This is a genomic window from Kitasatospora purpeofusca (assembly GCF_034043715.1).
Taxonomy (GTDB): domain Bacteria; phylum Actinomycetota; class Actinomycetes; order Streptomycetales; family Streptomycetaceae; genus Kitasatospora; species Kitasatospora purpeofusca_A.
On the sequence record NZ_JAXCLC010000013.1, the window covers coordinates 66,011 to 91,402 of the forward strand.

Here is a 25,392-nt window from a genome sequence, read left to right on the forward strand (position 1 = left end):
GGGGGAACCGAACCCCCGACGGGCCGCCACGGACGTCCGAGCGCCGTCCGCTCGCACCACGACCGGCCCTCGGGCCCCTCAGGACCCGACCGCGACCCGGCCGAAGCCGCCCGCCACCGAGGCCGCCGAGGTCCCGAGCCCGGTCGGCCCCGTCGGCAGCGCGCCCACCGCGCCACCGGCCGCAGCACCGACCGGCTCCGCCACCGCACCGACTGGCTCCGCCACCGCCCCGGCCGCGGCAACCGGCGCCCCGACCGCCTCCTGCCCGAAGTGCCGCAGCAGGTCCTCCTCCCGGTACCGGCGGCAGTCCCGGTGCCAGATCAGGATCCCGGCGAGCCAGTTCTCCAGTTCCTTCACGTACCCGGTGAGCGTCGCCCGGGCCGGCCCGTCCAGCCCGAAGTCCTCGAACATCACCGGGAACTCCTCGACCGCCACGTGCCGGAACTGGTCGAGCCGCGAGTGCATGAGGTCGTCGACGATCCGCACCGCCGCCGGGTAGTCGCAGTCGAAGAAGTTCTGCACCACCAGGACGGCGTTGTGCACCTCGCCCTCGAACTCCACCTCCTTCTGGTACGAGTGGAGGTCGTTCATCAGCGCCGCGTAGTCGGCGGACGCGTTCTCCAGCGACCGCATCGGGCCGCTCGCGTAGACGCCGTCCGGCACGACCTTGCCGTGCGCCAGCCGGGACAGGGCCATGGTGAGGTCGGAGCCGAAGGTGGCGCGGCGCATCTCCAGGTAGTCGACCGGGTCCGGGATCCGGTTCTGGACCTGGTTGTTGAGCTCCCAGATCCAGCTCTCCACCATCGTCTCGACGGCGGCGCGGAACTTCCCCCGCGCCTCGGCCGCCATCGGACCGGCGGTCCGCCGCCAGAGGTCGGCCAGCGCGCGCTCCAGCGCGTTCAGCGGTTCCGCGCCCGGCTCGCCGTCGACCGGCATGAGCAGCAGGTAGCGCTCGCGCGCGGCCTTGGCCCCGGCCAGGTCGCCGGTCCGGCCGAACGCCCGGGGGAACCAGTCGTCGGCGTAGGTCCCCCACAGCAACCAGTCCGTGGTGAGGTCGAGTTGGTCGGCGCTGGCGTCGGGGTGGATGCCCGCCGCGCAGAGCGCGAGGTCGTAGTCGGCCGCGTCCGCCGCGCTCCAGACGCCTGCGGTCGAGTCTCCCGGCCGGGCCTCCAGCAGGCCCATCCGGGCCGCCCACTCGATCGTGTGCAGCCGCGAGGCCTCCAGGCAGGGGTTCAGCTCGACCGTGAACGGCAGCCTGAACTCCGGCAGCCGGGACGGCCCGACGGCCTGGAACGGCACATGGGCGTGCGTCCGCGCCCGCCGCACTCCCGGGTCGACGTCCCCGCGCGAGCCGCCGATCAGCCCGGTCCCGGGCGACTCCAGTGCGGCGCCGGTCCCCCGCAGCGCGCCGAGCAGGGCCGCCACCGGCGACTCCCCGACCGTCGGCGCCCAGTCCCGCGTCACCGGCCCGGTCCGGCTCAACGAGCCCAGCTCGTCGGCCAGACCACCCAGCGCCCCGCCGGACCGCAGGACGTCCAGCGCCGACGTCCCGACCCCGCCGATCGCGAACGGGTCCCACCAGGTGGCCGCGTCCGCGGCCGCGCCGCCGCCGTTCATGTACCGGCTGGACCGCATGTGCCACTCGTGCCCGCCGGACTGCCAGTCCTGCAGCCCCTTGACGTAGGCCAGCACCCTGGCGCAGCCCGCCGGGTCGAGCCCGGTGTCGGCGAACAGCTGCGGCAGTTCGGTGGCCACGGTGTTCTCGAACTGCTGGAGGCGCGAGGTGAGCAGGCCGTTGACGGCGTCCGCCGCCTCCTGCGTCGTGCACTCCAGGAACTTCTCCAGGACCAGCACGCCATTGCTGAGCTCGCCCTCGTCCTCGACCTCGCGCTGGTAGGAGAACAGGTCGTTGCGCAGGTGGACGCCGTCCGAGAAGGCGTCCATCAGCACCCGCAGCGGCCGCGCCCCCGACACCTCGGCCGGCACCTCCGCCCCGGCCGCGTACTCGATCAGCCCGGCGGACCAGGGCGCGCCGCCCACCTTGCGGCGCATCTCGATGTACTCGACGGGGTTGGCGACCCGGCCCGCGTTGATGTTCGCGAGCTCCCAGAGCGACTCGTTGAGCAGGTTCCGGGTGCTCTCGGCGAACCGCACCCGCCAGTCCTCGCCCATCGCCGGCACGGTCCGCCGCCAGAGGTCCGCCAGCCCGGCCTCGACCGGGTTGGTGGGCTCGGGCACCGCCGCGGCCGGGTCGGCCGGCATGAACAGCGGCAGCCGGTCCAGGTACGCCTTGCCGCCCACCCGGTCGTTGGTCCGCTTGAAGACGTCCAGGAAGTGGTCGTCGAAGAAGAACACCCACACGTACCAGTCGGTGACCAGCGACAGCACCTCGGCCGACGCGTCGGGGTGGGTGTAGGCGCAGAGCAGCCCGTAGTCGTGGGCGTCCAGGTCCGCCGTGGTCCAGATGCCCGACCCCTCCAGCATGCCCATCTGCCGGGCCCACACCGAGGAATGGGACCGGGCCTCGTCGAGATGCGGATTGAGCCGCGCCGGGTGCGGCACGTAGAAGGAGGGCAGTTCGAACGGCTGGGACACCGGGCGAGCCTTTCTGGACGCGTCGACAAGGCCGACACAGCATGACCCGGCGCCGCCGTTCTCGGCCGGAGAACCGGAACAGTCATATGAGATAGCCCAGTTCGGTCCAGCTCAGTCGAACACCTGACCACTCAGGCCCACTTGAATGGATCACCCGTGCGACTGATCGGCTCCACCCCACCCTTCCGGCGCCCGCCGGCCCACTACGCCCGGACCGCGCCGGCCGAGCACCTCACCACGCCGCCCGCACCGGAGGATTCGGCCTCCGGCATCCGGCATCCGGGTCCGCCCCGGAGACCCCGTCCGACCCCTGGTCCGGGGCGACGACGCCGTCGGCCCGGAAGTCCGCCGACGAACCAACCGGCCGTTCCAAGGAATCGGCTGGTCATGGCGTGTTGACGCGGCCCCCTCGGCGCCCGTCCAGCAGACTGGGCGCGACCCGAATCCACGCTTCGAGGAGGTCAGCCCATGAACGTCACCGTGCGGCTCGCGCAGCAGCCCGAGGCCGACGAACTGCTCGGGCGGAGCCCGCTCGCCGCGCTCGTCGGGATGCTGCTGGACCAGCAGGTGCCCATGGAATGGGCGTTCACCGGCCCGCTCACGATCGCCGGGCGGCTGGGGCACAAGGACCTGGACGCCCACGAGATCGCCACCTACAACCCGGAGGAGTTCGTCGCCCTGCTCTGCGAGAAGCCGGCGGTGCACCGGTACCCGGCGGCGATGGCCAAACGGGTGCAGCAGCTCTGCCAGTTCCTGGTGGCGCAGTACGACGGGGACGCCGCCGCGCTCTGGAAGGACGTGGCGACCGGGCGGGAACTCCTCAGCCGGCTCAACGCCCTTCCGGGGTTCGGGAAGCAGAAGTCGCAGATCTTCCTCGCGCTGCTCGGCAAGCAGTACGGCGTGCGGCCGGAGGGATGGCGCGAGGCGGCCGGGGCTTACGGCGAGGACGGGGCGTTCCGCTCGGTCGCGGACATCACCGGCCCCGAGTCGCTGGAGCGGGTGCGCGCCACCAAGCAGGAACTGAAGCTCGCCGCCAAGGAGGAGAAGGCGGCCAAGGACGCCCGGGCGAGGACCAAGGTCCGCGCCTGAGCCGCGGGCGACGCCCGGCGCGGCATCGCGCACGCCTCACCCCAGCCGCCGGACGTCGTAGCGGTCGCGGATTTTCCGGAGGAAGTAGCGCCCGTGGCTCTCCGCCGCCATCAGCTCGCGGTGCACCCGCCGCGGCACGGCCAGGTAGGCGTAACGGCCGCCGCGGACGAACTCCAGCTCCAGCACGCGCCGCGCCGCGTCGTACCCGACCGAGCGCAGCGCCGAGGAGTCCACCGGGACGCGGTCCATGGCCCTCCCAGTGTGCACACGCGGGCCCCGGTCGCGCGCGTCGCGCGACCGGGGCCCGGCAGACCGGAGGGCTACACCAGGGCGGGTTCCCGCTCGGCCTCCTCGACGGCGGCCGGAGCGGCCGCCGTCTTCTGCTGCCCGGGCAGCGCGAACATCAGCAGGAACACCACCGCGAGCACCCCGAGCACCCACCACATCGCGTGCTGGAACGCGTCCACGAACGCCGGGCCGCCGGCCGCCCCGGCCGGCACCGCGTCGAAGAAGGCCACCGACACCAGCCCCAGGCCGAGCGCCAGGCCCACCTGGTTCACCGTGTTGATCAGCCCGGAGGCCGAACCGGCGTGCTCCTGCGGGACCTCCGCCAGGACCGAGTTGGTGATCGGCGCGACGATCAGGCCCATACCGGCACCCATCACCACCAGCGGCAGCGCCATCTGCCAGGGCGCGATGCCGGTGCCGTACCGGTGCGCCTCCGCGATGTAGACGAGCACGCCGACGGCCATCACCAGGGCCCCCGCCTGGAGCACCTTCCGCCCGAACCGGGGCACCAGCTGCTGCACCGACATCCCGGCCGCCGTCGACACCGCGAGCGAGAACGGGATACCGGTCGCACCGGCCTTCAGCGGGCTCCAGCCCAGGCCGAGCTGCATGTAGAGGGTCCAGACCAGGAAGAAGATGCCGGACACGACACCGAAGGTCAGCTGGACGCCGATGCCCGCGGCGAAGGACTTCACCCGGAACAGCGACAGCTCCACCAGCGGCGAACCGTCCCGCCGGGTCTTGAGCCGCTCGTACCCGACGAACAGCGCGAACACCGGCAGGCTCCCGGCCATCACCAGGTGGCCCCAGAGCGGCCAGCCGGCCTCCCGGCCGTGGGTCAGCGGATAGATCAGCATCAGCAGTCCGGTGCTGGCCAGCAGCACGCCCGGCAGGTCCAGCCGGAGCGCCCGCTCCGCCTTCGACTCACCGATGTAGATCCGGCCGAGCACCAGACCGGCGATCCCGACCGGCAGGTTGATCAGGAAGATCGGCCGCCAGCCGAGCCCGAGCACGTCCCACTGCGTCAGCAGCGCGCCGATCAGCGGTCCGCTGACCGCGCCCAGCCCGATCACCGCACCGAACAGGCCGAACACCTTGCCGCGCTCCTCCGCCGGGAAGGTCGCGTGGACGATGGACAGCACCTGCGGCACCATCAGCGCCGCCGTCCCGCCCTGGAGGATGCGCATCGCGACCAGGACCTCGGGACCGCTCGCGAGACCGCAGAGCGCGGAGGCGAGGGTGAAGCCGGCCATGCCGACCAGGAAGAGCCGCTTCCGGCCGTGGATGTCGCCCAGCCGGCCACCGGTGATCAGTCCGATCGCGAAGGCCAGCGCGTACCCGCCGGTCACCCACTGCACGGCGGAGAACGACGCCCCCGTGGACTCCTGGATGCTCGGGATCGCGATGTTCACGATCGTGACGTCCACCAGGTCCATGAAGGAGGCGGTCATCACGATCGCCAGCGCGATCCACCTCCGCCGGTCCGGCACCGTCACCGGTCCGGCCCCCGCACCCGAACCGGAACCCGAATCCTTCTGCACCACATGCTCCTCGTCGCCGTCCGTCATCAGCACGTGGATCACATTAGGAAGCATCTAGGTCAGATCCTGACCTCGACTTCCGGCACGCTGGACCTCATGACCGATACCCCGGCACGACTCCTCAGCCTGCTCTCCCTGCTCCAGACCCCGCGCGAGTGGCCCGGCAGCGAGCTCGCCGAACGGCTCCGGGTCAGTCCTCGCACCATCCGCCGCGACATCGACCGGCTCCGCGAGCTCGGCTACCCGGTCGAGGCCGCGATGGGCCCGGTCGGCGGCTACCGGCTGGTCGCGGGCACCGCGATGCCGCCGCTGCTGCTGGACGACGAGGAGGCGGTGGCGATCGCGGTCGGCCTGCGCGCCGCCGCCGGACACGCCGTGGTCGGTATCGAGGAGGCTTCGGTGCGCGCCCTCGGCAAGCTGCTCCAAGTGCTGCCCTCCCGGCTGCGCCACCGGGTCTCCACCCTCGACCGGGCCACCCTCCCGCTGCTCGCCGGCGACGGCCCGACCGTGAACCCCGAGGACCTCACCGTGATGGCCAACGCCGTCGCCAACCACGAGCGCCTGCGCTTCGGCTACCGGGCCGGCAACGGCGCCGAGACCCGCCGCCAGGTCGAGCCGGAACGCCTGGTCTCGGCCGGCCGCCGCTGGTACCTGGTCGGTTTCGACCTCGACCGGGACGACTGGCGGCTGTTCCGGGTGGACCGGGTCAGCGACCCCTTCGCCACCGGCGCCCGCTTCACCCCGCGCCGGCTCCCCGCCGAGGACGCCGCCGCGTACGTCGCGAGCAAGCTCCGCCGGTACTCCTCCGCCCACACCCTGGACGCCACTCTGCACCTCTCCGCCGAGGACGCCCGGCACCGCCTGGGCGGCTACGGCGACACCGAGGTGGAACCGGTCGACGCGCACACCTGCCGGCTGCGCTCGCGCACCGACTCCCTGGAATGGCTGGCGATGCGCCTGCTGATGGTCGGCTGCGACTTCGAGGTGCACTCGCCGCCCGAGCTGCTCCCCCTCCTGCGCGGCCTCGCCGATCGCGCCGGCCGCGCCGCCGGCCCGGCCTGAGACGGGGTCCAATCCCTGCCCGGCCCTGCCCGGCCCGGACGACGACGACGCCGCCGCCCGCAGGTCGCACGGGCGGCGGCGTGGTGGTACCGGTCCTCAGACCCCGTACTCGGCGGTGAGCACGGCCCGCGCCAGGGTGTGGAAGGTGATGTGGAAGCCGATCTGGGCCGCCGGGGTGTCGGCCGTCACGTCCAGCGCGTCCACGTCGAGGGCGTGCACGGCGAAGGCGTAGCGGTGCGCGGGCCCGGGCGGCGGGGCCGCCCCGTCGTACCGGTTGCCCGGGGAGTCGTTGCGCCCGTGGAAGGAGCGCTCGCCCGGCAGGTCGCCGTCGGAGGCCCCGGCGCCGCGCGCCAGGCCGGTGGTGTCGGCGGGCAGACCGAGGGCCAGCCAGTGCCACCAGCCGGAGCCGGTCGGCGCGTCCGGGTCGTAGCAGGTGACGGCGATCGAGCGGGTGCCCTCCGGCAGGCCCGACCAGGCCAGCTGCGGCGACAGGTTGCCGCCGGCGTGGACGAACTCCTGGGCCAGCGTGCCGCCTTCGGTGATGTCCTCGCTGGTCAGCTCGAAGGACGGCACCTGCGGCAGGAATTCGTACGGCAGCGGCGGACGCACACTCATGGAGGGTCACCTCTCGGCACGGCGGGAAAAAGGGGAGGCCCGGGCCCGGACGCGGGCCGTCGGACAGGATTCACCTTAGTGGGATGACCAACCACCCGGCCCGGCCCTACAGTCGGGACATGGCTCCGCGATTCGCCCGACTGCTCCGTGACTCCCGTGCCGCGCTCTTCACGATGCTCGGCGTGCTTGCCGTCATCTGGGCGGTCCAGGTGGCGAACTGGCTGGACGACTACCGGCTCTCCTACGAGTACGGGATGAACTCCGGCCGGCTCGACGAACTGCCCGACCTGCTCACCATGCCGTTCCTGCACTTCGGTTGGGACCACCTCGAGGCCAACTCCTGGCCGCTGTTCGCGTTCGGCTTCCTGGCCGCGTACCGGGGCATGCGGCGCTTCCTGCTCGCGACCGCGCTGATCGTGGTGTCCAGCGGTCTGACGGTCTGGTGGTTCGAGCGCCCCGAGGCCGTCACGGCGGGCGCCAGCGGTGTGGTCTACGGGTACTTCGGCTACGTGGTGCTGCGCGGGATCCTCGACCGCAACCCGCTGGACACGGTGATCGGCGTGGTCGTCGCCGCGCTCTACTCCTACCTCCTGCTGGGCGTGCTGCCGAGCGCCCAGGGGGTCAGCTGGCTGGGCCACCTGGGCGGACTGGCCGGCGGGCTCCTCGGCGCCTGGCTGCTGCGGGACCGCCGGCCCCGGCCGGCACCCGGCACCCCCGCCGCGGCCGGCCCGGGCACGGCCCCCGGCAGCCCCGGGACCACGCCCGGCAGCCCGGCCTCCGTCCTGCTCAAGGAACTCGACGACCTGGGCATCTGAGCCCCCGCGACCGGCATCCCGCCCCGGCGCGCCACGGCAGCCAGGTATAGACCATTGCGCACCCCGCCGGTTAGCGTGGGCGGGCACCCGCCCCCTGCTCCGGAGCCGCACCGTGGAGTCGTCCGTCCTCGCCTTCGCCACCGACCTCCTCGACGAGGGCGCCGACACGTTCTTCGGCAACCTCACCGACCGGGCCGGGGTCGGCGGTGTCACCCTCGCCTCGGTCTACCACGCGGCCCGCGACGTCTTCCCGCACAACCCCCGCCGGGTGATCCGCTACCTGGAGCCGGGCGCGGCGTACTTCCGCCCCGACCCGGCCCGCTGGTCCGGCCGCCGGCTGCGGCCCGCGCCGTCCACCGCGATCGGCGACCGCGACCCCTTCGCCGAGGCCGCCGCGGAGGCCCGCCGGCGCGGCCTGAAACTGCACGCCTGGACGGTCTTCTGCCACAACGACCGGCTCGGCTTCGAACACCCGGACTGCGCCCCCGCCAACGCCTTCGGCGACCGCCACCTCACCGAGCTGTGCCCGGCCCACCCGGAGGTCCGCGAGTACGCCCGCACCCTGGTCACCGAGCTGGCCAGGTACGGCGTGGACGCGGTCCGGGCGGAGTCGCTGCACTTCCACGGCCTGCGCCACGGCTACCACCACGAGCGCTACTTCGAGGAACTGGGCCCGGCTGCCGAGGCGCTGCTCGGGCTCTGCTTCTGCGCGCACTGCCGGGCCGCCGCCGTCCGGGCGGGCGTCCCCGCCGAGGAGGCGGCCGCGGCGGTCCGCGCCGAGGTCCGCCGCCGGCTGGCCGACGAGGCGGCGGCGGCCGAGCCGGCCGCGCTGGACGAGCTGGCGGACGGCGCGGTCGCCGCGTACGTGGACGCCTCGGCCGCGACGGTGACCTCGCTGGCCGCCGAGCTGGCCGAGGAGGCGGCCCGCCACGGCATGCGGCTGAGCTTCATGGACGGCGGCGGCCCCGGCACCGGCCGGCTGTCCGGGATCGACCTGCCGGGGCTGGCGAAGGCCGCCCACCAGATCGAGACCCTCGGCTACGCCCGCACGCCCGAGGCGGTCCGCGAGAAGGTCGCCGCCTTCGCCCTGTACGGGGTCCGCCCGCAGGACATGGCGGTGATCCTGCGTCCGATGGCCTCGGACTGCGACGGCGCGGCCGACCTCGCCGCCAAGATCGCCGTGCTGCGCGACCTCGGGGTGCCGGAGGTCGAGTTCTACCACTACGGCCTGATGCGGCTGTCCTCGCTGGACCGGATCGGCGCCGCCCTGGGCTGAGGCCCCGGACGGCCCTTCACCGGCGCCGCCGGGAGGTCCCGAACAGGCTCCGGGAGATCTCCCGCCCGAGCTGCGTCCCGGCGGACCGGGCGAAGGACTTGAGCGCCGGGTTGCTCATCAGCGACCCCAGCAGCCCGCCGCCCTCCTGCGCCCGCTCCTGCGCCGGCTCCGAGGTCCGCTCCGAGGTCCGCTCCGGCGCCCGCTCCCGGCCCCGCGCCGGTTCCGCGCCACCCGCGGGCACCGGGGCCGGCACCGGCTCCGCCTCCGGCCGGGCCGCCCGCGCCGCCAGCTTCTCGTACGCCGACTCCCGGTCGATCGCGTCCCGGTACTTCCCGGCCAGCGCCGACCCGTCCACCGCGGCCTGCAGCGCCGCGGGCCCGATCGGCCCCATCAGCGACTGCGGCGCCCGCAGCCTGGTCGCCGCCACCGGCGTCGGCGCGCCCTTCTCGGACAGCACCGTGACCACCGCCTCGCCGGTCCCGAGCGAGGTCAGCACCTCCCCCAGGTCGTAGGCGGGCGACTTCGGGAAGGTCGAGACGGTCGCCTTCAGCGCCTTGGCGTCGTCCGGGGTGAACGCCCGCAGCGCGTGCTGCACCCGGTTGCCCAGCTGCGCCAGCACGTCCGCCGGCACGTCCTTCGGCGTCTGGGTGACGAAGAAGATCCCGACCCCCTTGGAACGGATCAGCCGGACGGTCTGGGTGATCGCCTCCAGGAAGGCCTTGGAGGCGCCCCTGAACAGCAGGTGCGCCTCGTCGAAGAAGAAGACCAGCTTCGGCCGGTCGAGGTCCCCGACCTCCGGCAGCTCCTGGTAGAGGTCGGCGAGCAGCCACATCAGGAAGGTCGAGAACAGCCGCGGCCGGTCCTGCACCGCCGGCAGCTCCAGCACCGAGACCACGCCCGCACCCCCCTCGGCCGTCCGCAGCAGCTCGGCGGTGTCGAACTCCGGCTCGCCGAAGAACGCCCCCGCCCCCTCGTTCTCCAGCAGGGTGAGCGAGCGCAGGATCACCCCGGCGGTGGCGGCGGAGATCCCGCCGATGCCCTTCAGCTCCTCCTTGCCCTCGGGCGAGTCGAGGAAGGTGATGACCGCCGTGAGGTCCTTGAGGTCGTACAGCTCCAGACCGTTGCGGTCGGCGTAGTGGAAGACCAGGCCGAGCGAGGACTCCTGGGTCTCGTTCAGGTCCAGCACCTTGGCCAGCAGCAGCGGGCCGAAGCTGGTCACGGTCGCCCGGAGGGGGATCCCGCTGCCCAGGCCGCCGAGCGCGTAGAACTCGGCCGGGCAGCCGCGCGGCCGCCAGTCCTGGCCCACCTCGGCGGCCCGGGCGGCGGTCCGCTCCCCCGGCTCGCCGGGCGCGGCCACCCCGGAGACGTCGCCCTTGATGTCGGCGAGGAACACCGGCACGCCCTGGGCGGACAGCTGCTCGGCGATCAGCTGGAGGGTCTTGGTCTTGCCGGTGCCGGTGGCTCCCGCCACCAGCCCGTGCCGGTTGAGCACCGCGAGCGGCACCCGCACCGGGGCCTCGGCGTACGCGGTGCCGTCCAGCAGCACCGCGCCGAGGTCCAGCGCGGGCCCGGTGAAGGCGTACCCCTCGGCGATCTCCCGGACGGCGGTCGGAACGAGAGCGGACATCGGGCACCCTCCCGGGCGGTGCGGCGGCCCCGCGGGCCGGAGTAACGGGCATCGATCCCGAGGGATCTACACGACATTTCCCATGAAACAGCCGCAATCCTCCACCCGCAGCTCGCACCGGTGCGCGTGGCGGCGCCATGGCTGCTGGGCCATCCGCCGCCCAAACGGTAGGCTTTCCGTGTGATCTTCAAGCGCATCGGCAATGGTCGGCCGTACCCGGATCACGGCCGTACCAGCACCCGCCAGTGGGCGGACGTCGCCCCGCGCCCGGTGCGACTCGACCAGCTGGTGACCACCAAGGGACAACTGGATCTGGAGACCCTCCTGGCGGAGGACTCCACCTTCTACGGGGACCTCTTCGCGCACGTCGTGAAGTGGCACGGGGACCTGTACCTGGAGGACGGACTGCACCGCGCGGTCCGCGCCGCGCTCCAGCAGCGCCAGGTGCTGCACGCCCGTGTCCTCGAAATGGAATGACCACCGGGCCGGTTCACCCGGCCGTACGTGTCGGACCGCCCTCCGGTCAGTACCGGGGGGCGGTCCGCTCGTCCCCGGGTGCCGCCATTCGGGTCCCGGAGTACTCCGGATGATGATCGTTTAGTACCTTCGCGGCTGTACGGCACTAATCTGCTGACTACGGCCGCAATCGCCTTTCCGCGACGCCGCGCCCCACCTTCACCCGATCCCCGCCCTGGTACGAGGGGGAGACAAACCGTGAGCATGTTGACTCCCCAAGGTCTGAAGGGGAAGCAGTACCGGATCACCGGCAACGCCTATCCGCGGCTGGGCCGACCACCGAAGAAGAGCCGCAAGGTGTTCGCGCTGCTCGGCGCGCTGCTGGCGCTGGCGCTGATCGGCCTCGGCGGCGTCCAGCTCTGGGACATCTTCAGCGGCAAGGGCAAGAACGCCTCCGCCCAGGCCTGCGCCGGTCCCTCCGGCAAACCGCTGGCCGCCCCGACCCCGGAGGCGCCGACCGTACCCGGCTCGGCCGCCGCCCCGATCGACCCCGCGGCGGTCCCGCAGCCCGCGGCCGTCACCGTGAACGTCTACAACGCCACCGCCAAGGCGGGCCTGGCCGCCCGCACCGCCGAGGAGCTCAAGAAGCGCGGCTTCACCATCGGCAAGGTCGGCAACGCCCCGGCGGAGCTGGACAAGAAGGTGCCCGGCACCGCCCAGGTGGTCGCCGGCCCGGCCGGCGCCGGGGCGTCCACCCTGGTCGGCTCGGTGATCGCCGGTGCCACCAGCACCGCCGACGCCCGGACCGACGGCACCGTGGACTTCGTCATCGGCGACAGCTACAACACGCTGCTCGACGACACCCAGGCCGCCGCCGCACTGGCCCTGGCCACCCGGCCGGTCCCCGCCCCGAGCAGCACCGGCAGCTGCTGACCCGCCCGGGGCGCGAGCCCCGGACCGGAACGCGACGGAGCCCCCCGGCTCACCACCGGGGGGCTCCGTCGTGACCGCGTCCGGACGGGTCAGCCGGCCGTGCCGTACAGCCGGTCGCCCGCGTCGCCGAGGCCCGGGACGATGTAGCCGTTCTCGTTCAGCCGCTCGTCGACGGCCGCGGTGACCACGGTGACCGGCAGGCCGGACAGCTCGCGCTCCATCACCGCGACGCCCTCCGGGGCGGCCAGCAGCACCACGGCGGTGACATCGGTGGCGCCGCGCTCGATCAGCATCCGGATCGCCGCGACCAGCGTGCCGCCGGTGGCCAGCATCGGGTCGAGCACGTACACCTGGCGGCCGGACAGGTCGTCCGGCATCCGGGTGGCGTAGGTGGAGGCCTCGAGGGTCTCCTCGTTGCGCACCATGCCCAGGAAGCCGACCTCGGCGGTCGGCAGCAGCCGGGTCATGCCGTCCAGCATGCCGAGGCCGGCGCGCAGGATCGGCACCACCAGCGGGCGCGGGTAGGACAGCCGGGTGCCGGTGGTGACGGCCACCGGGGTGGTGACCTCCACCTCCTCGGTGCGGACGTCCCGGGTGGCCTCGTACGCGAGGAGGGTCACCAGCTCGTCGGTCAGACGACGGAAGGTCGGCGAGTCGGTGCGCTCGTCGCGCAGGGTGGAGAGCTTGTGGGCGACCAGGGGGTGGTCGACGACGTGGATCCGCATGCGTCGAGGTTAGCCCGCGCCCGGACGCCCGTACGACACGCCGTGCCAGGCCGCGCCGCGCGGCGCCCGGGCCGCCGCTCACTCTGCCGTGACGCGCGGTGACGCACCGCGAATGTCCGGACGGAACGGTCTCGTGTGGTATCAACCCGGCCGATCTGGGAAAGTCAGGTCCTATGACGAGCAACCCGAACCACGGGAACGGCTCGGCGGACGAGGCCGCGACCTCGTCGGGCGGCCTCACGGGCCCGCCCCCGGACCGCCCGGAGACCGAGGCGGAGCGCCGCAGGCGCCGCGCTGTGTTCCTGCGCGAACTCACCGAGGCCCGCGAACTGCGCGAGCGGGTCCAGCCCCGCCGCACCAAGGAGCGCCGGATGCGCGAGGCGATGCGGATGCGAACCTTCCGGATCTGACGGGCTCTTTACGGGTTCTCCACAGTCCCGCTGCCACCCGGTCGCCCTACACCGTCCGGCGGCCAACCCTTCCGACACGACCTGCGAAGACGCGCTGCAGAACACGCCCCGCAGAGCCTGGCTTTCTGTCACGATTCCGATGGGACGGTCCGAACAGCGGGCCGCCTCTGGCGCGGCGGGGCGGCCGGTTCCGCGTCGCCCGAGCGCGCCGACAGCCGAGACGAGATCTTGGGAGTGTCCCTGGTGGCGTACTTCGCTGCAGTGCTTGCTCGCTCCGAGGACGGGTGGGATGTGAGCGAGACGGAGCTCGACTCCGTCGAGACCCTCGCCGACCTGACCGACCTGGCCCGCGGGGCGGCCCAGGACGACGACAGCGTCCTGGTCTTCATCGAACAGGAGGACGCCTGGTTCGCCATCGTCCGGGTGGACGGCGAGGAGGACCCGCGCATCTTCGTGTCGGACGGCGCCGCCGCCGCCCGCAGCTCCTACGGCTCGGTACTCACCGACGAACTGGTGGACCAGGCCGGCGAGAGCGAGTTCGGCGACCTCGACAACCTGGTAGCCGAGCTGGAGGAGGAGGCCGAGGCCGAGGAGCAGGACGAGGCGGGCGAGGGCCACAACGGGGTCCCGGTCGGCCCGCTCGGCGACGCCCACCTGCTGACCGAGTTCGGACTCGCCACGGACGCCCTGCTCTCCCTCAGCGGCGAGGGCGCGGTGCCCGGTGACGCCCTGCAGGAGATCGCCGAGGCGCTCGGCTGCGGCGAGGTCCTGGAGGCCGTCCGGTAACGCGCCGTGGCCGCCGCCCGGACCGCCGGGCCCCCGCCGTACCCGACACTGGATGCCATGCAGTCCGCCCACCCGATCCCACCCCTGCCCGCTCCCGTCCGCCCCGATCCGGTCCGCGACCGCTGGGCGGCGCCGATGCGCCTCGCCATCGCCGAGGCCGCGCTGGCGCCGGCCACCGGGGACGTCCCGGTCGGGGCGCTCGTCCTCGGCCCTGACGGCGGCATCATCGGCCGGGGCCACAACGAGCGCGAGGCCGTCGGCGACCCGACCGGCCACGCCGAGGTGGTCGCGGTCCGCGAGGCCGCGCGCAGGGTCGGCGAATGGCGGCTGAGCGGCTGCACCCTCGTCGTCACCCTGGAGCCCTGCACCATGTGCGCGGGCGCGATCGTGCTCTCCCGGATCGACCGCGTGGTCTACGGCGCCCTCGACGAGAAGGCCGGCGCGGCCGGCTCGCTCTTCGACGTGATGCGCGACCGGCGGCTCAACCACCGCCCCGAGGTGATCCCGGGCGTCCTCGCCGACGAATGCGGCGAGCAGCTCCGCGCCTTCTTCGACACCCAGCGCTGACCCGCCCCGCGACCGCCCCCGATACGGATTTCGTCCCCGCGCCGCCCGTCCGGTAGAGTTCCCCTCGGTAGCGTGTCCGAGCGGCCAAAGGAGCACGCCTCGAAAGCGTGTGTGGGGGCAACTTCACCGTGGGTTCGAATCCCACCGCTACCGCCAGCCAGACCGAGAGCCCGTCCGGAGATCCGGACGGGCTCTCGGCGTTCCCGCGCACCGGAGACGGGCCGGAGCGCCCGGCCGCGAACCCGGGCCCGCGCCCGGGCATGAAAAAGGGCTCCGTACCCGTCGGCCGATGACCACCAACGCCTGTCGAGTACGGAGCCTGGAAGGGGGGAGCGGCTCGGGGGGACTGACCGCTCCCCCGGGCGGAGTCCCACAACCGGGAGCCGCGTCGGGGGGAAGTCGCGGCGCCCGGTCCCACAGCGGGGGCTCCGGATCCATGTACCGGTGAGTCCTGCCAGATCCTCGGTACATCAACCATCCTGCCTTCCGCGCCGGACCCCGGCACCCGGAGAAAGACCCCTGTCGCGGGGACCTTCGTCCCGCCGGGTGAACGCGTCACACACTTGATGGACCGTCCGGGTGGATAAGCTGCCCGTTGCACGGGCCGCTCGGGGACCGAACGGCGGCGGTCCACAGCTGGGAGGAAGGTCACCGGATGGCGCAGGCGAGGAAGATCGGAATGGTCCTCCTGCTCATCTTCGTGCTCTACACGATCATCACCTCGCCGGCCCGCGCGGCCGAGCTGGTGCAGTTGGGCTTCGAAGGCATCTCCAACGCCGCCAAGGCGGTCGGCACGTTCATGACCGGCCTGGTGAAGTAGTCCGGGACCCACCGGCTACGGTGGGCCCGACATCCGACCCCGTCCGCGAGGAGCGGCACCGTGATCCGCCACCTGGTCCTGTTCAAGCTCAACGAAGGCGTCAGCAAGGACGACGAGCGCGCGCTCGCCGGCGCCAGGGCCTTCGCCGAGCTCGGCCCGGTCGTCCCCGAGCTGCGCGAGTGGGAGTGCGGCTGGAACACCACCGACCGCGACATCGCCCACGACTACGCCATCAACAGCCTGGTCGAGGACCGCGAGGCCCTCCAGGCGTACCTCACCCACCCGGCCCATCAGGCCGCGGCCTCCCAGTGGCGCGAGTTCGCCACCTGGGTGATCGCCGACATCGAGGTCTGACCCCGGCGGACCCTCCTCCGGACGCCCCGGCCCCGGCCGGCGGTTCCCCCGGACGGCCCGCGGCGCCCCGCCCGGAACCCGGGCGGGGCGCCTTGCTCTGTCCCGGAACGATCTCCGGCCCGCCCTCCGGCCCGCCCTCCGGCGGGACCGCCCCGCACCGGGCGCCGCACCAACACACCTCCACGCGGTACTTGCCCGACATGCGCCCGCCTTGTGATGCTATGACCGGTTTTGCCGGACATGCTGAGGTGATGAACAAGACAGGGCACCCGGTCCGCAGGTCCCACCGTTGTCAACATTGGGAGGGGTGACGTGTCCGTGCGGACACCAGGGAGCGCACCGGACGACGAGGTGCTGGCCACCGTGATCAGTCCGGCCGGAGAGCTCCGCCCGGACGGCCTGCGCGGCCCCGGCGGACGTCCCACCGTCGACGTCCGGACCCTCACCCGGGTGCTCTTCGAGCGGCTGGCCGAGCTGCCTCCCGACGCCCCCGAGCGGGAACGGGTCCGGGCCGCGCTGATCGAGGTCAACATCCCGCTGGTCCGGTACGCCGCCACCCGCTTCCGCAGCCGGAGCGAGCCGATGGAGGACGTCGTCCAGGTCGGCACCATCGGGCTGATCAACGCCATCGACCGCTTCGACCCCGGCCGCGGCGTGCAGTTCCCGACCTACGCGCTGCCGACCATCCTCGGCGAGATCAAGCGCTACTTCCGCGACAACGTCCGCACCATGCACGTCCCGCGCCGGCTCCAGGAGCTGTGGGTGCAGGTCAGCGGGGCGATGGAGGAGCTCACCGTGGTCCACGGCCGGACTCCCAAGGTGCCGGAGATCGCCGCCAGCCTGCGCATCCCCGAGGAGGACGTCCGGGCCTGCCTGGACGCCGGCCGGGCCTACAACGCGGCCTCCCTGGAGGCCGCCCAGGAGCACGAGGGCGGCCTGGCGCTGCTCGACCGGCTCGGCTACGAGGACTCCGCACTGGCCGACGTCGAGCACCGGGACATGGTCCGCCACCTGCTGGTGCAGCTGCCCGAACGGGAGCGACGGATCGTCATGCTGCGCTTCTTCGCCAACCTGACGCAGTCGCAGATCAGCACCGAGCTGGGGATGTCCCAGATGCACGTCTCGCGGCTGCTGTCCCGGATCCTGACCAGGCTCAGGACCGGCAACTCCTGGGACGACTGACCGGGCCGCCGCGTCACGGCCCGACGACGCGGCGTCACCACCGTGTGACATCTTGCGACGTTCGGGTTTGCCGGGGATCGTGAGCCGGTATGGAGGGGGCAAGAGGGCCGGCCGGGAGCACGGGAACGTTCCCCCGGCGGCACCCGTTGGACCGTCAGTCACGAGGGGGTGGGTGCATGTCCGGAGACCTGGGCACTGCGGAGATCCACGCTGAAGCGGCCTCCGCCGCGCAGATCCCGCTCCAGCGGGCCGGGGCCGCGCCGGACCCCGGGACAGCGCCGGACGTCGGGACAGCGCCCGGAGCCGCGCCGGACGCCGCGGCCGCACCGGGCTCGGGGCTCGACACCCGGACGCTCTCCCGCTCGCTGTTCCTGCGGCTGGGCGCCCTCGAGCCGGGCAGCACCGAGCACACCTACGTCCGTGACACCCTCATCGAGCTCAACCTGCCGCTGGTCCGCTACGCCTCGGCGCGGTTCCGCAGCCGCAACGAGCCGATGGAGGACATCGTCCAGGTCGGCACGATCGGCCTGATCAAGGCGATCGACCGCTTCGACCCGGAGCGCGGGGTCGAGTTCCCGACCTTCGCGATGCCGACGGTGGTCGGCGAGATCAAGCGCTTCTTCCGCGACACCAGCTGGTCGGTGCGGGTGCCCCGGCGGCTCCAGGAGCTGCGGCTGGCGCTCACCAAGGCCGGCGACGAGCTGGCCCAGCGACTCGACCGCTCCCCGACCGTCGCCGAGCTGGCCGCCTGCCTCGGCGTCAGCGAGGAGGACGTGGTGGAGGGCCTGGCGGTCGGGAACGCCTACACGGCCAGCTCGCTGGACTCCAGCCCGAGCGACGAGGACGGCGAGGGCCCGCTGGCCGACCGGCTCGGGTACGAGGACCTCGCACTGGAGGGCGTGGAGTACCGGGAGTCGCTGAAACCGCTGCTGGCCAAGCTGCCGCCGCGCGAGCGCCGGATCATCATGCTGCGGTTCTTCGGCAATCTGACCCAGTCCCAGATCGGCGAGGAGATCGGCATCTCGCAGATGCACGTCTCCCGGCTGCTCACCAAGACCCTCACCCAGCTGCGCGCGGGCCTGACCGCCGAGGGGTGAGCCGGGCAGTGCGCCGGACGGCGGGCCGGGCAGTGGGCCGGGCGGCTCAGACCCCCGGCGACCCGGCGCCCAGCGGCGGCTCCGCGGCCGTCCGCAGGGCGCTCGCGCTCCCCGGAGCCGCGAGGTCCGACGGGCCCCCGGGCTCCAGCAGATTGGCCCGCAGGCCCGCCAGCACGCCCTCGTCCAGGCCGAGGCCGTCCGCCCAGAAGGCGCCGAAGTCCGGCCAGCCGGCCCCGACCTCATCGAAGGCCGCCTCCAGGTAGTGCCGCTCGGCCCGGAGGACCGGGAGCAGCAGCTCCGGCTCGCTCATCAGACCGCGGTCCCGCAGGGTCTCCAGCACGGTCCCGACCATGGCGGCGGAACGCTCGTTGGTGAGCAGGTAATCCGTGAACACCGTTTCCCGGTCCACGCCCAGCGCGGTCAGCAGCACCGCCGCCGTCCACCCCGTCCGGTCCTTTCCGGCCGAGCAGTGGAACAGCAGCGGCGAGGCACCCGGTTCGGCCAAGAGCCTCAGCACCCGGGCGAATTGTTCGCGGGCAATGGAATCGGTGACGAACCACCGGTAGAGGCCGGTCATCATCGCCCCGGCCCGGCCGTCCCCGAGCAGGGCGTGCTGCCCGGCCGGATCCCGTTCGGCCAGCGCCGCGCGCAGCGTCGCGTGGATGTCGAAATCCACGGCGAACACCGGGAGATGATGCAGGGTCATGCCGTCGGCCGTCCGGTCCGGACCGGCCTCGTGGACCTCGTCCGGACTGCGCAGGTCGACGATCCGGCGCAGACCCAGCCCGGACAGCCGCCCGAGGTCCTCGTCGGTCAGGCGGTTGAGGCCGTCACCGCGCAGCGCGACACCGGCCCGGAGCACCAGCCCCTCGGCCGTGCGGTAGCCGCCGAGATCGCGGGCGTTGACGGCGCCGAACAGGCCCAGGCTGCGGGCGGCCGGGAAATCGGCGACCTCGGTCGGCTGATCGGTCACCCTGCGCCCCCCATTGGATATTCGTACTGTGACATGGCACAACCGAAGCGATATTGCATGAACCTGCCCACTGAAACGACAGTATGTGCAACAGTGTCAGGGGCGTCGCGGCCAGTGTAGGGTCCGGCTCATCATCGGGTCGCACGATCGGTGAGCAGCGGTAACGCTAGGTTCCGGATTTTAATTTTTAATTGATTATTTGCGCAGCGGGTGCCGTTTCGGCCACAATCAGCGCGCTCATGGCCCGACCATGAACGTTGGTAACAGATTCGCTGCACTCCTGCCCATTCGGTCCCGCCAGGAACGCAAGTTCCTCCAGGATGGGCGCGGGCAGCCTGCTGCCCTCGAACAGCTACAGGGCAGGTGAACGCGAGCAGCGGAGCGCCCTGCCCAGGGGAGGAAAGTCAACATGGGTCGAGCGACCCGAAGAGTTGCCGCCTGCGCGGCAGCCGTTCTGCTGGCCGGTGGCCTGCAGTCGTCCCTCGCGCACGCCGCCACCACCACGCCCCGGATCGACCTCACCGTCCTCCTGATCAGCGACGGCGGTCCGGCCACGGCCGCGATCGCGGCCGAGCTCAAAAGCCAGGGCACCCCATACAAGCTCGTCGATCTCAACGACGCCGGCCGCCCGGTGATCGACACGGCCTTCCTCAGCGACACGCTGAACGGCCAGCCGCGCGGCAAGTACCAGGGCATCGTCCTGCCCAACGACAACCCGTTCACGGCCGGCTCCGCCGAGATGGCCGCGATCGCCGCGTACGAGGCGGCGTTCGGTGTCCGTCAGGTCGACGCCTACACCTACGCCCGTCCCGACGTCGGCCTGAACTGGGCGGTCGACCCGGGTTACATGGGTACCCTGGACGGCTTCCAGGGCCAGGTCACCGCCTCCGGCCTGGGCGGATCGTTCGGGTACCTCAAGGGCACCATACCCTTCGAGGACAACGACCCGGCCATCTCCGAGAGCTACGGCTACCTGGCCACCCCGCGGACCGACCTGCCCGCCGGCTCCAGCTTCACCCCGCTGGTCGAGCTGCCGATACCGGGCAGCACCGCCAAGGGCTCGCTGGTCGGCGAGTACGCCCACGACGGCCGCAAGGAACTGGTCGTCACCTTCGTCTACAACCAGTACCAGCAGCAGTACCGGCTGCTGGCCCGCGGCATCGTGGACTGGATCACCCAGGGCGTCCACCTCGGCTACGACCGCAACTACTTCGCGGCCCACGTCGACGACGTCTTCCTGGCCGACGACCGCTGGGACACCGTGCTGAAGTGCACCCCCGGTGACGTCACCTGCCCGCCCGGCACCCCGGAGACCGCCAACCCGATCCGGATGACGGTCGCCGACGCGGAGTTCGCCAAGCAGTGGCAGACCGCCAACAACTTCACCATGGACATGGTGTTCAACGGCGGCGGCAGCGAGGACTGGAAGGCCGACCACGAGACGACCACCGACCCGGTGGTCGACCGGATGGTCGCCGACCAGAGCAGCTACCGGTGGGTCAACCACACCTACACCCACCCGTACCTGGGCTGCCTCCAGGACGTCACGGTGGTCCCGTGGAAGTGCACCAAGAACGCCGCGGGCAGCACCGTCTGGGTCGACCAGGCCACCATCACCTCCCAGATCAAGAACAACCTCGACTGGGCGGCCGCCCGGGGTCTGGCCCTGGACAAGGCCGAGCTCGTCACCGGCGAGCACTCCGGTCTGCTGACCGCGCCGCAGGAGACCAGCGACAACCCGTACCTGGCGCCGTCGCTGGCCGCCAACGGGGTCAAGTGGACCGCCAGCGACGCCTCCCGCGAGCCCGCCCAGCGGGCCGTCGGCGCGGCGCTGACCGTCCCGCGCTACCCGATGAACGTCTTCTACAACGCCGCCACGGCGAAGGAGGAGACGGACGAGTACAACTGGATCTACACCAGCGTGGCCAACGGTGGCAGCGGCGTCTGCGAGAACAACGCCAACTCCACCTGCCTGCCGGCCCCGCTCGACGTGAACACCGGCTACCAGTCGTACATCGTGCCGCTGGAGGCCCGGATCGACCTCGGCCACGTGCTGAACAACGACCCGCGGCCGCACTTCATCCACCAGTCGAACCTGTCCGAGGACCGGATCGTCTACCCGGTGCTGGAGAAGGTCCTCTCGACCTACCGCTCGCTGCACGCCGACAACACGCCGGTCGTGAACCTGGCGCAGAAGGACCTCGGCCTGGAGTTCCAGCGCCGCGCGGCCTGGAACAGCGCCGTCACCGCCGGCCAGGTCACCGCCTACCGCGTCGGCAACGCGGTCCGGGTCAGCGCCCCGTCCGGCGTCCAGGTCCAGGCCACCATGCCGACCGGCACGGTCCAGCAGCTCGCCATCGGCACCGCCGCGTTCGGCACCGCCTACGCGGGCTCGCTGTCCGGCTGGGTCAAGCCCGGCCAGCTGCAGAGCGCGGTCCAGCTCCAGCTGCCCGCGGCGGCCGTCCCGGCCGCCCCGGCCGGCATCAGCCCGTCGGTCGCGGCCAAGTCCGTCGCGGCCCCGGCGCCGGCCGACACCAAGGTCGTCCCGCAGGGCACCGCGGACGCCGTCCCGGCCGGTCCGGGCGACACCGACCGCACCGACGCGCCGACCCTCGTCCCCGGTAGTGGGGCCCCGGTGGCGGGCAAGAACGCCGCTGCTGGTACCACTGCTGGTAAGGCGACCGGTACCACCGGGAAGGCCGCCGGCAAGGGCGACACCGCACAGCACGGCAAGGCCTCCGGGGGGAAGGCCGAACCCGTCAAGAAGACCGCCGGTACGTCCGGCACCCGCTAGACAGGTGAACCCGGTGGCGGGTCGGCTCCCCCGGCCCGCCACCGGCACCACCCACCGGCCGACTCGGCCGGGCGCTTGAGGCAGAACAGGAGGGGGGACAGAGATGCGCGTCACCCTGCTCACCGAGGGGACGTACCCGCACCAGCACGGCGGCGTGAGTGTCTGGTGCGACCAACTCGTACAGGGCATGCCGGACGTCGAGTTCGACATCATCGCCGTCACCGGTACCGGTCACGAACCACTGGCCTGGGAGCTGCCCGCCAACGTGCGGTCGGTCACCATGGCCCCGCTGTGGGGCCCGGCCTCGGAGGCCAAGGCACCGCGCGGCAAGGAGATGCGCCGCTTCCTGAACGCGTACGAGCGCTTTCTGCACTCCATCCTGGACCCGGTCTACACCACTCACTTCGGCACCGAGCTGTACGGCTTCGCCGACCTCGCCCGGCGCGGGCTGCTCAGCCCGGCGCTGCGCAGCGAGCGCGCGCTGCGCACCCTGCAGCACGTGTGGACCCGCGACTACCTCTCCACCGCGGCCTCCCGGCCCACCATGCACGACGCGCTGAACGCCACCGACCTGCTGGAGCACGCCCTGCGGCCGCTCTCGGTCGAGCCGCCGCGCGACGGTGTGGCGCACGCCGCCAGCGGCGGCCTCGCCACCCTGCCGGGCCTGATCGCCTCGCAGCAGTACGGCGTACCGTTTCTGCTGACCGAGCACGGCATCTACCTGCGCGAGCGCTACCTCGGCTACCGCACCGGCCCGTACCGCTGGCCGGTCAAGGCGCTGCTGCTCGGCTTCTACCGGATGCTCGCCGAGGAGAGCTACCGGCGGGCCGCGCTGGTCACCCCCGGCAACCGGTACAACCGGCGCTGGGAGGAGCGCGGCGGCACGCCCTCCACGCACATCCGCACCGTGTACAACGGCGTCGACCCGGCGGCCTTCCCGCCCGCCGGGCCCGAGCCGGAGACCCCGACGCTCAGCTGGGCCGGCCGGGTCGACCCGATCAAGGACCTCGAGACGCTGATACGCGCGTTCGCGATCGTGCGGCGCGAGATACCCGACGCCCGGCTGCGGCTGTTCGGTGGCACGCCCAAGGGCGGCGAGGCGTACCGCGAGAAGTGCGAGGCGCTGGCCGCCGAACTCGGCACCGGGGACTCCGTGGTCTTCGAGGGCCGGGTCGCGGACATCACCGACGCGTACGCGGCCGGGAACGTGGTGATGCTCTCCTCGATCAGCGAGGGCTTCCCGTTCACCCTGATCGAAGCGATGTCCTGCGGCCGCGCCACCGTCTCGACCGATGTCGGCGGTGTGCGCGAGGCGGTCGGCGACACCGGCCTGGTCGTCCCCCCGCGCGAGCCCGAGCCGATGGCCGCGGCCGCGATCGAGCTGCTGCGCGACGCGGAGCGCCGGGCCCGGCTCGGCGAGCAGGCCCGGCTGCGGGTGATCGACCAGTTCACGCTCCGCCAGAACATCGACGGCTTCCGCGGCATCTACACCGAGCTGCTGGGCACCGCCCGCTGGCTCCCCGAGGGCGTGGTCGCCGTCACCGACGGCGCCCCGGACCCGGACTGGGAGCAGGCGGCCGAGCAGGAGCGCAGCGAGGTGACCGCATGAGCGAGCGCGGCGAGATCATCATCGGCGGGCGCGCATACCGCGAGGTGACCGCATGAGCGGCCCCCTGCGGCTCGTTCCCGACGAGGCGGTCGACGAGACCGTCCAGCTGCGGGTACTGCCGCTCAAGCGGCGCCGCCCGACCCTGCCGGCCCAGCGCCCGCCGGTGCCGGAGCAGCTCGACCTCTCCGCCGACCCGCTGGACGAACTGGCCGACCGGTTGCGCGAGATCTGCGCGGACGCGGTCCACCCCTACGAGATCGCGGCCATCCTCGAGTCCGACGGCCTCTCCGACGAGCAGGCGGCCCTGCTGTACGGCCGCCCCGATTCGTTCACCCTCGCCGAGGAGCTGTTCGAACGGGTCGAGCGCCGCTACCCCGGACCGAGTGCCGAGTTCGCCAACCCCTGGCGGGCCGACCCCTGGCGGTGCGTCGTGCGCGGCCTGGTGTTCGCCCTGCCCGGCCTCGGCTACCTGCTCGGCGCCAACCTCTTCGCCGCCGACCGGATGCGCTTCGGGCTGCCCTCGGGCATGCTCGCGCTGTCCGTCGCGACCCTGGTCAGCTGGTCCTGGAACCAGGCCCTGGCCCACCGCTCCTACGCCTGGCTCGGCCGGGGGCGGCGGCGTTCGGCCGCGACCTGTCTGGCGATCGGGGCGCCGCTCGGCGCGCTGACCGCGGCCGTCGCCGGCTACGTGGTCGGCGGCCCGCTGGGCTCACTGTGCTTCGCCGCCGGGCAGTCCGGCTACCTCGCGGCGGCCACCGTGCTGCTGGTGCTCGGCCGGGAGAAGTTCCTGCTGCTGGCGCTGGCACCGTCGGCCGTCGGAGCGGGGGTGGTACTCGCCGTCGACGTGCCGCAGATCGTCCGCACCGCGGTGCTGCTGGCCTCGCTCGGGCTGGCGGTCTGGCTCGCCACCCGGGAGCTGCTGCGCTGCCGACGCGGCGAGGCCGAGCCGGTGCCGCTGCGGCTGCCGCTGTCCAAGGAGGTCCCGCACCTGCTGTTCGGCCTCGCCGTCGGCACCCTGACCCTGATCGCCGGACTCGGTGTCACCGTCCACCAGGCGGTGCGCACCGGCAGCGCCGAGGGCGTCTCGACCAGCCCGACGGGGCCGGCCATGATCGCCCTGACGCTGAGCCTCGGGCTCGCCGAGTGGCTGCTCTTCCGCTACCGGGCGATGGCCGTGGCCGCGCTGCGCACCAGTCACACCCCGGTCGAGTTCGCCCGCCGCACCGGCGGTGTGCTGCTCGGCTGCCTCTTCATCTACCTCACCACCGTGGCCGCCCTCGACGCCGCCGCCACCGTGCTCTGGCCCGGCGCCCCGGCGCTGGGCGTCCCGGAGCTCGGCGCGCTGCTGCTGCTGGGCGGCTCGCTCTGGCTGGCGCTGCTGCTGAACGCCTTCGGGCTCAGCTGGAGCACCGCCCTCATCTGTCTGGCAGCCGCGGGCGCCGAGTGCGCCGGACTGCTGACCGGTGCGGACCCGACCGTCCTGCAGCTGATCGGCTGCGGGGCCGCGGCGGCCGTCCTCACCGCCACCGCCGGGCCCGTGCTCGGCCGCACCACCAAGCACCGCTGAACCGGCACCGCTGCACAGCTGAACAGCGCACCACGGAACCAGCACCGCCCGCACCAGCACCAACACCAGCACCAGCACTCACCGAACCAGCACCGCCAGCACCAGCACTCACCGAACCAGCACCGCCAGCACCAGCACTCACCGAACCAGCACCGTCCGAACCACCTCCGGCCGGGTCACCACACCGTCACCGCACCCGGCCGGTCCGTGC

23 protein-coding genes and 1 tRNA gene are annotated in these 25,392 nt (G+C 72.8%); 17 read left to right on the forward strand and 7 right to left on the reverse strand.

Annotated elements, in window-relative coordinates; genetic code table 11:
* Positions 1-78 precede the first annotated feature (78 nt).
* Positions 79-2,595, reverse strand: a complete 2,517-nt coding sequence (locus tag SM793_RS09710; RefSeq protein WP_320437674.1) for a terpene synthase family protein — start codon at positions 2,593-2,595, stop codon at positions 79-81.
* Positions 2,596-3,063: 468 nt separating this feature from the next.
* Here SM793_RS09710 and SM793_RS09715 point away from each other — a divergent pair, with 468 nt between their 5' ends.
* Positions 3,064-3,684, forward strand: a complete 621-nt coding sequence (locus SM793_RS09715) for an HhH-GPD-type base excision DNA repair protein (RefSeq protein ID WP_320437675.1) — start codon at positions 3,064-3,066, stop codon at positions 3,682-3,684.
* A gap of 36 nt (positions 3,685-3,720) precedes the next feature.
* On the opposite strand, the gene SM793_RS09720 is transcribed toward SM793_RS09715, so the two are convergent.
* Both SM793_RS09720 and SM793_RS09725 read right to left on the reverse strand, forming a co-directional pair.
* Positions 3,721-3,933 carry a KTSC domain-containing protein gene (locus SM793_RS09720; protein ID WP_320437676.1) on the reverse strand — a complete coding sequence of 71 codons (213 nt, stop codon included), beginning with the start codon at positions 3,931-3,933 and terminating at the stop codon, positions 3,721-3,723.
* 71 nt (positions 3,934-4,004) lie between these two features.
* Positions 4,005-5,423 carry an MFS transporter gene (locus SM793_RS09725; RefSeq protein WP_320437727.1) on the reverse strand — a complete coding sequence of 473 codons (1,419 nt, stop codon included), beginning with the start codon at positions 5,421-5,423 and terminating at the stop codon, positions 4,005-4,007.
* 186 nt (positions 5,424-5,609) lie between these two features.
* Between SM793_RS09725 and SM793_RS09730 the strand changes: the two genes are divergently transcribed.
* A complete protein-coding gene (locus tag SM793_RS09730; RefSeq protein ID WP_320437677.1) occupies positions 5,610-6,575 on the forward strand; it encodes a YafY family protein in 966 nt (321 codons plus the stop codon).
* 96 nt (positions 6,576-6,671) lie between these two features.
* On the opposite strand, the gene SM793_RS09735 is transcribed toward SM793_RS09730, so the two are convergent.
* Positions 6,672-7,190 (reverse strand): YbhB/YbcL family Raf kinase inhibitor-like protein, encoded by a 519-nt coding sequence (locus tag SM793_RS09735; RefSeq protein ID WP_320437678.1) that lies wholly within the window; start codon positions 7,188-7,190, stop codon positions 6,672-6,674.
* A gap of 119 nt (positions 7,191-7,309) precedes the next feature.
* Between SM793_RS09735 and SM793_RS09740 the strand changes: the two genes are divergently transcribed.
* Positions 7,310-8,005: a rhomboid family intramembrane serine protease gene (locus SM793_RS09740; RefSeq protein WP_320437679.1), complete on the forward strand. Its 696-nt coding sequence runs from the start codon at positions 7,310-7,312 to the stop codon at positions 8,003-8,005.
* Between the two features lie 112 nt (positions 8,006-8,117).
* The gene (locus SM793_RS09745; RefSeq protein WP_320437680.1) at positions 8,118-9,281 is read left to right on the forward strand and encodes a hypothetical protein; all 1,164 of its coding nucleotides are present in this window, start codon (positions 8,118-8,120) and stop codon (positions 9,279-9,281) included.
* Positions 9,282-9,297: 16 nt separating this feature from the next.
* On the opposite strand, the gene SM793_RS09750 is transcribed toward SM793_RS09745, so the two are convergent.
* Entirely contained in the window at positions 9,298-10,908 is a 1,611-nt protein-coding gene (locus SM793_RS09750) for a helicase HerA-like domain-containing protein (RefSeq protein ID WP_320437681.1), read from the reverse strand.
* Positions 10,909-11,088: 180 nt separating this feature from the next.
* Here SM793_RS09750 and SM793_RS09755 point away from each other — a divergent pair, with 180 nt between their 5' ends.
* Positions 11,089-11,385 carry a type II toxin-antitoxin system VapB family antitoxin gene (locus SM793_RS09755; RefSeq protein WP_030061387.1) on the forward strand — a complete coding sequence of 99 codons (297 nt, stop codon included), beginning with the start codon at positions 11,089-11,091 and terminating at the stop codon, positions 11,383-11,385.
* 243 nt (positions 11,386-11,628) lie between these two features.
* Complete coding sequence (locus SM793_RS09760) at positions 11,629-12,297, forward strand: LytR C-terminal domain-containing protein (protein ID WP_320437728.1); 669 nt, start codon at positions 11,629-11,631, stop codon at positions 12,295-12,297.
* 89 nt (positions 12,298-12,386) lie between these two features.
* On the opposite strand, the gene upp is transcribed toward SM793_RS09760, so the two are convergent.
* On the reverse strand, positions 12,387-13,022 hold the full coding sequence (upp, locus tag SM793_RS09765; RefSeq protein WP_320437682.1) for a uracil phosphoribosyltransferase: 636 nt from the start codon (positions 13,020-13,022) through the stop codon (positions 12,387-12,389).
* A 173-nt stretch (positions 13,023-13,195) separates the two neighbouring features.
* On the opposite strand from upp, the gene SM793_RS09770 reads away from it, so the two are divergent.
* The 8 genes from SM793_RS09770 to SM793_RS09805 all read left to right on the forward strand — a co-directional run bounded on the left by SM793_RS09770 (position 13,196) and on the right by SM793_RS09805 (position 18,238).
* Positions 13,196-13,432: a hypothetical protein gene (locus tag SM793_RS09770; protein ID WP_320437683.1), complete on the forward strand. Its 237-nt coding sequence runs from the start codon at positions 13,196-13,198 to the stop codon at positions 13,430-13,432.
* 243 nt (positions 13,433-13,675) lie between these two features.
* Positions 13,676-14,218 carry a tRNA adenosine deaminase-associated protein gene (locus tag SM793_RS09775; protein WP_320437684.1) on the forward strand — a complete coding sequence of 181 codons (543 nt, stop codon included), beginning with the start codon at positions 13,676-13,678 and terminating at the stop codon, positions 14,216-14,218.
* Between the two features lie 57 nt (positions 14,219-14,275).
* Positions 14,276-14,785 carry a tRNA adenosine(34) deaminase TadA gene (gene tadA / locus SM793_RS09780; RefSeq protein ID WP_320437685.1) on the forward strand — a complete coding sequence of 170 codons (510 nt, stop codon included), beginning with the start codon at positions 14,276-14,278 and terminating at the stop codon, positions 14,783-14,785.
* A 66-nt stretch (positions 14,786-14,851) separates the two neighbouring features.
* Positions 14,852-14,941, forward strand: a tRNA-Ser gene (locus SM793_RS09785).
* A 523-nt stretch (positions 14,942-15,464) separates the two neighbouring features.
* On the forward strand, positions 15,465-15,605 hold the full coding sequence (locus SM793_RS09790) for a hypothetical protein (RefSeq protein ID WP_320437731.1): 141 nt from the start codon (positions 15,465-15,467) through the stop codon (positions 15,603-15,605).
* Between the two features lie 60 nt (positions 15,606-15,665).
* Positions 15,666-15,959, forward strand: coding sequence for a Dabb family protein (locus SM793_RS09795; protein WP_320437686.1), 294 nt, complete (start codon positions 15,666-15,668; stop codon positions 15,957-15,959).
* 312 nt (positions 15,960-16,271) lie between these two features.
* Entirely contained in the window at positions 16,272-17,141 is an 870-nt protein-coding gene (locus SM793_RS09800) for an RNA polymerase sigma factor SigF (RefSeq protein ID WP_413815908.1), read from the forward strand.
* Between the two features lie 176 nt (positions 17,142-17,317).
* The gene (locus SM793_RS09805) at positions 17,318-18,238 is read left to right on the forward strand and encodes an RNA polymerase sigma factor SigF (RefSeq protein ID WP_320437687.1); all 921 of its coding nucleotides are present in this window, start codon (positions 17,318-17,320) and stop codon (positions 18,236-18,238) included.
* 46 nt (positions 18,239-18,284) lie between these two features.
* Here SM793_RS09805 and SM793_RS09810 read toward each other — a convergent pair whose 3' ends face one another.
* Positions 18,285-19,211, reverse strand: coding sequence for a tyrosine-protein phosphatase (locus SM793_RS09810; RefSeq protein ID WP_320437688.1), 927 nt, complete (start codon positions 19,209-19,211; stop codon positions 18,285-18,287).
* A gap of 409 nt (positions 19,212-19,620) precedes the next feature.
* Between SM793_RS09810 and SM793_RS09815 the strand changes: the two genes are divergently transcribed.
* From SM793_RS09815 to SM793_RS09825, 3 genes are all read left to right on the forward strand, one after another.
* Positions 19,621-22,005, forward strand: a complete 2,385-nt coding sequence (locus SM793_RS09815) for a hypothetical protein (RefSeq protein WP_320437689.1) — start codon at positions 19,621-19,623, stop codon at positions 22,003-22,005.
* Positions 22,006-22,108: 103 nt separating this feature from the next.
* Positions 22,109-23,614, forward strand: coding sequence for a GT4 family glycosyltransferase PelF (pelF, locus tag SM793_RS09820; protein ID WP_320437690.1), 1,506 nt, complete (start codon positions 22,109-22,111; stop codon positions 23,612-23,614).
* Between the two features lie 52 nt (positions 23,615-23,666).
* On the forward strand, positions 23,667-25,181 hold the full coding sequence (locus SM793_RS09825) for a hypothetical protein (RefSeq protein ID WP_320437691.1): 1,515 nt from the start codon (positions 23,667-23,669) through the stop codon (positions 25,179-25,181).
* Positions 25,182-25,392: the final 211 nt, after the last annotated feature.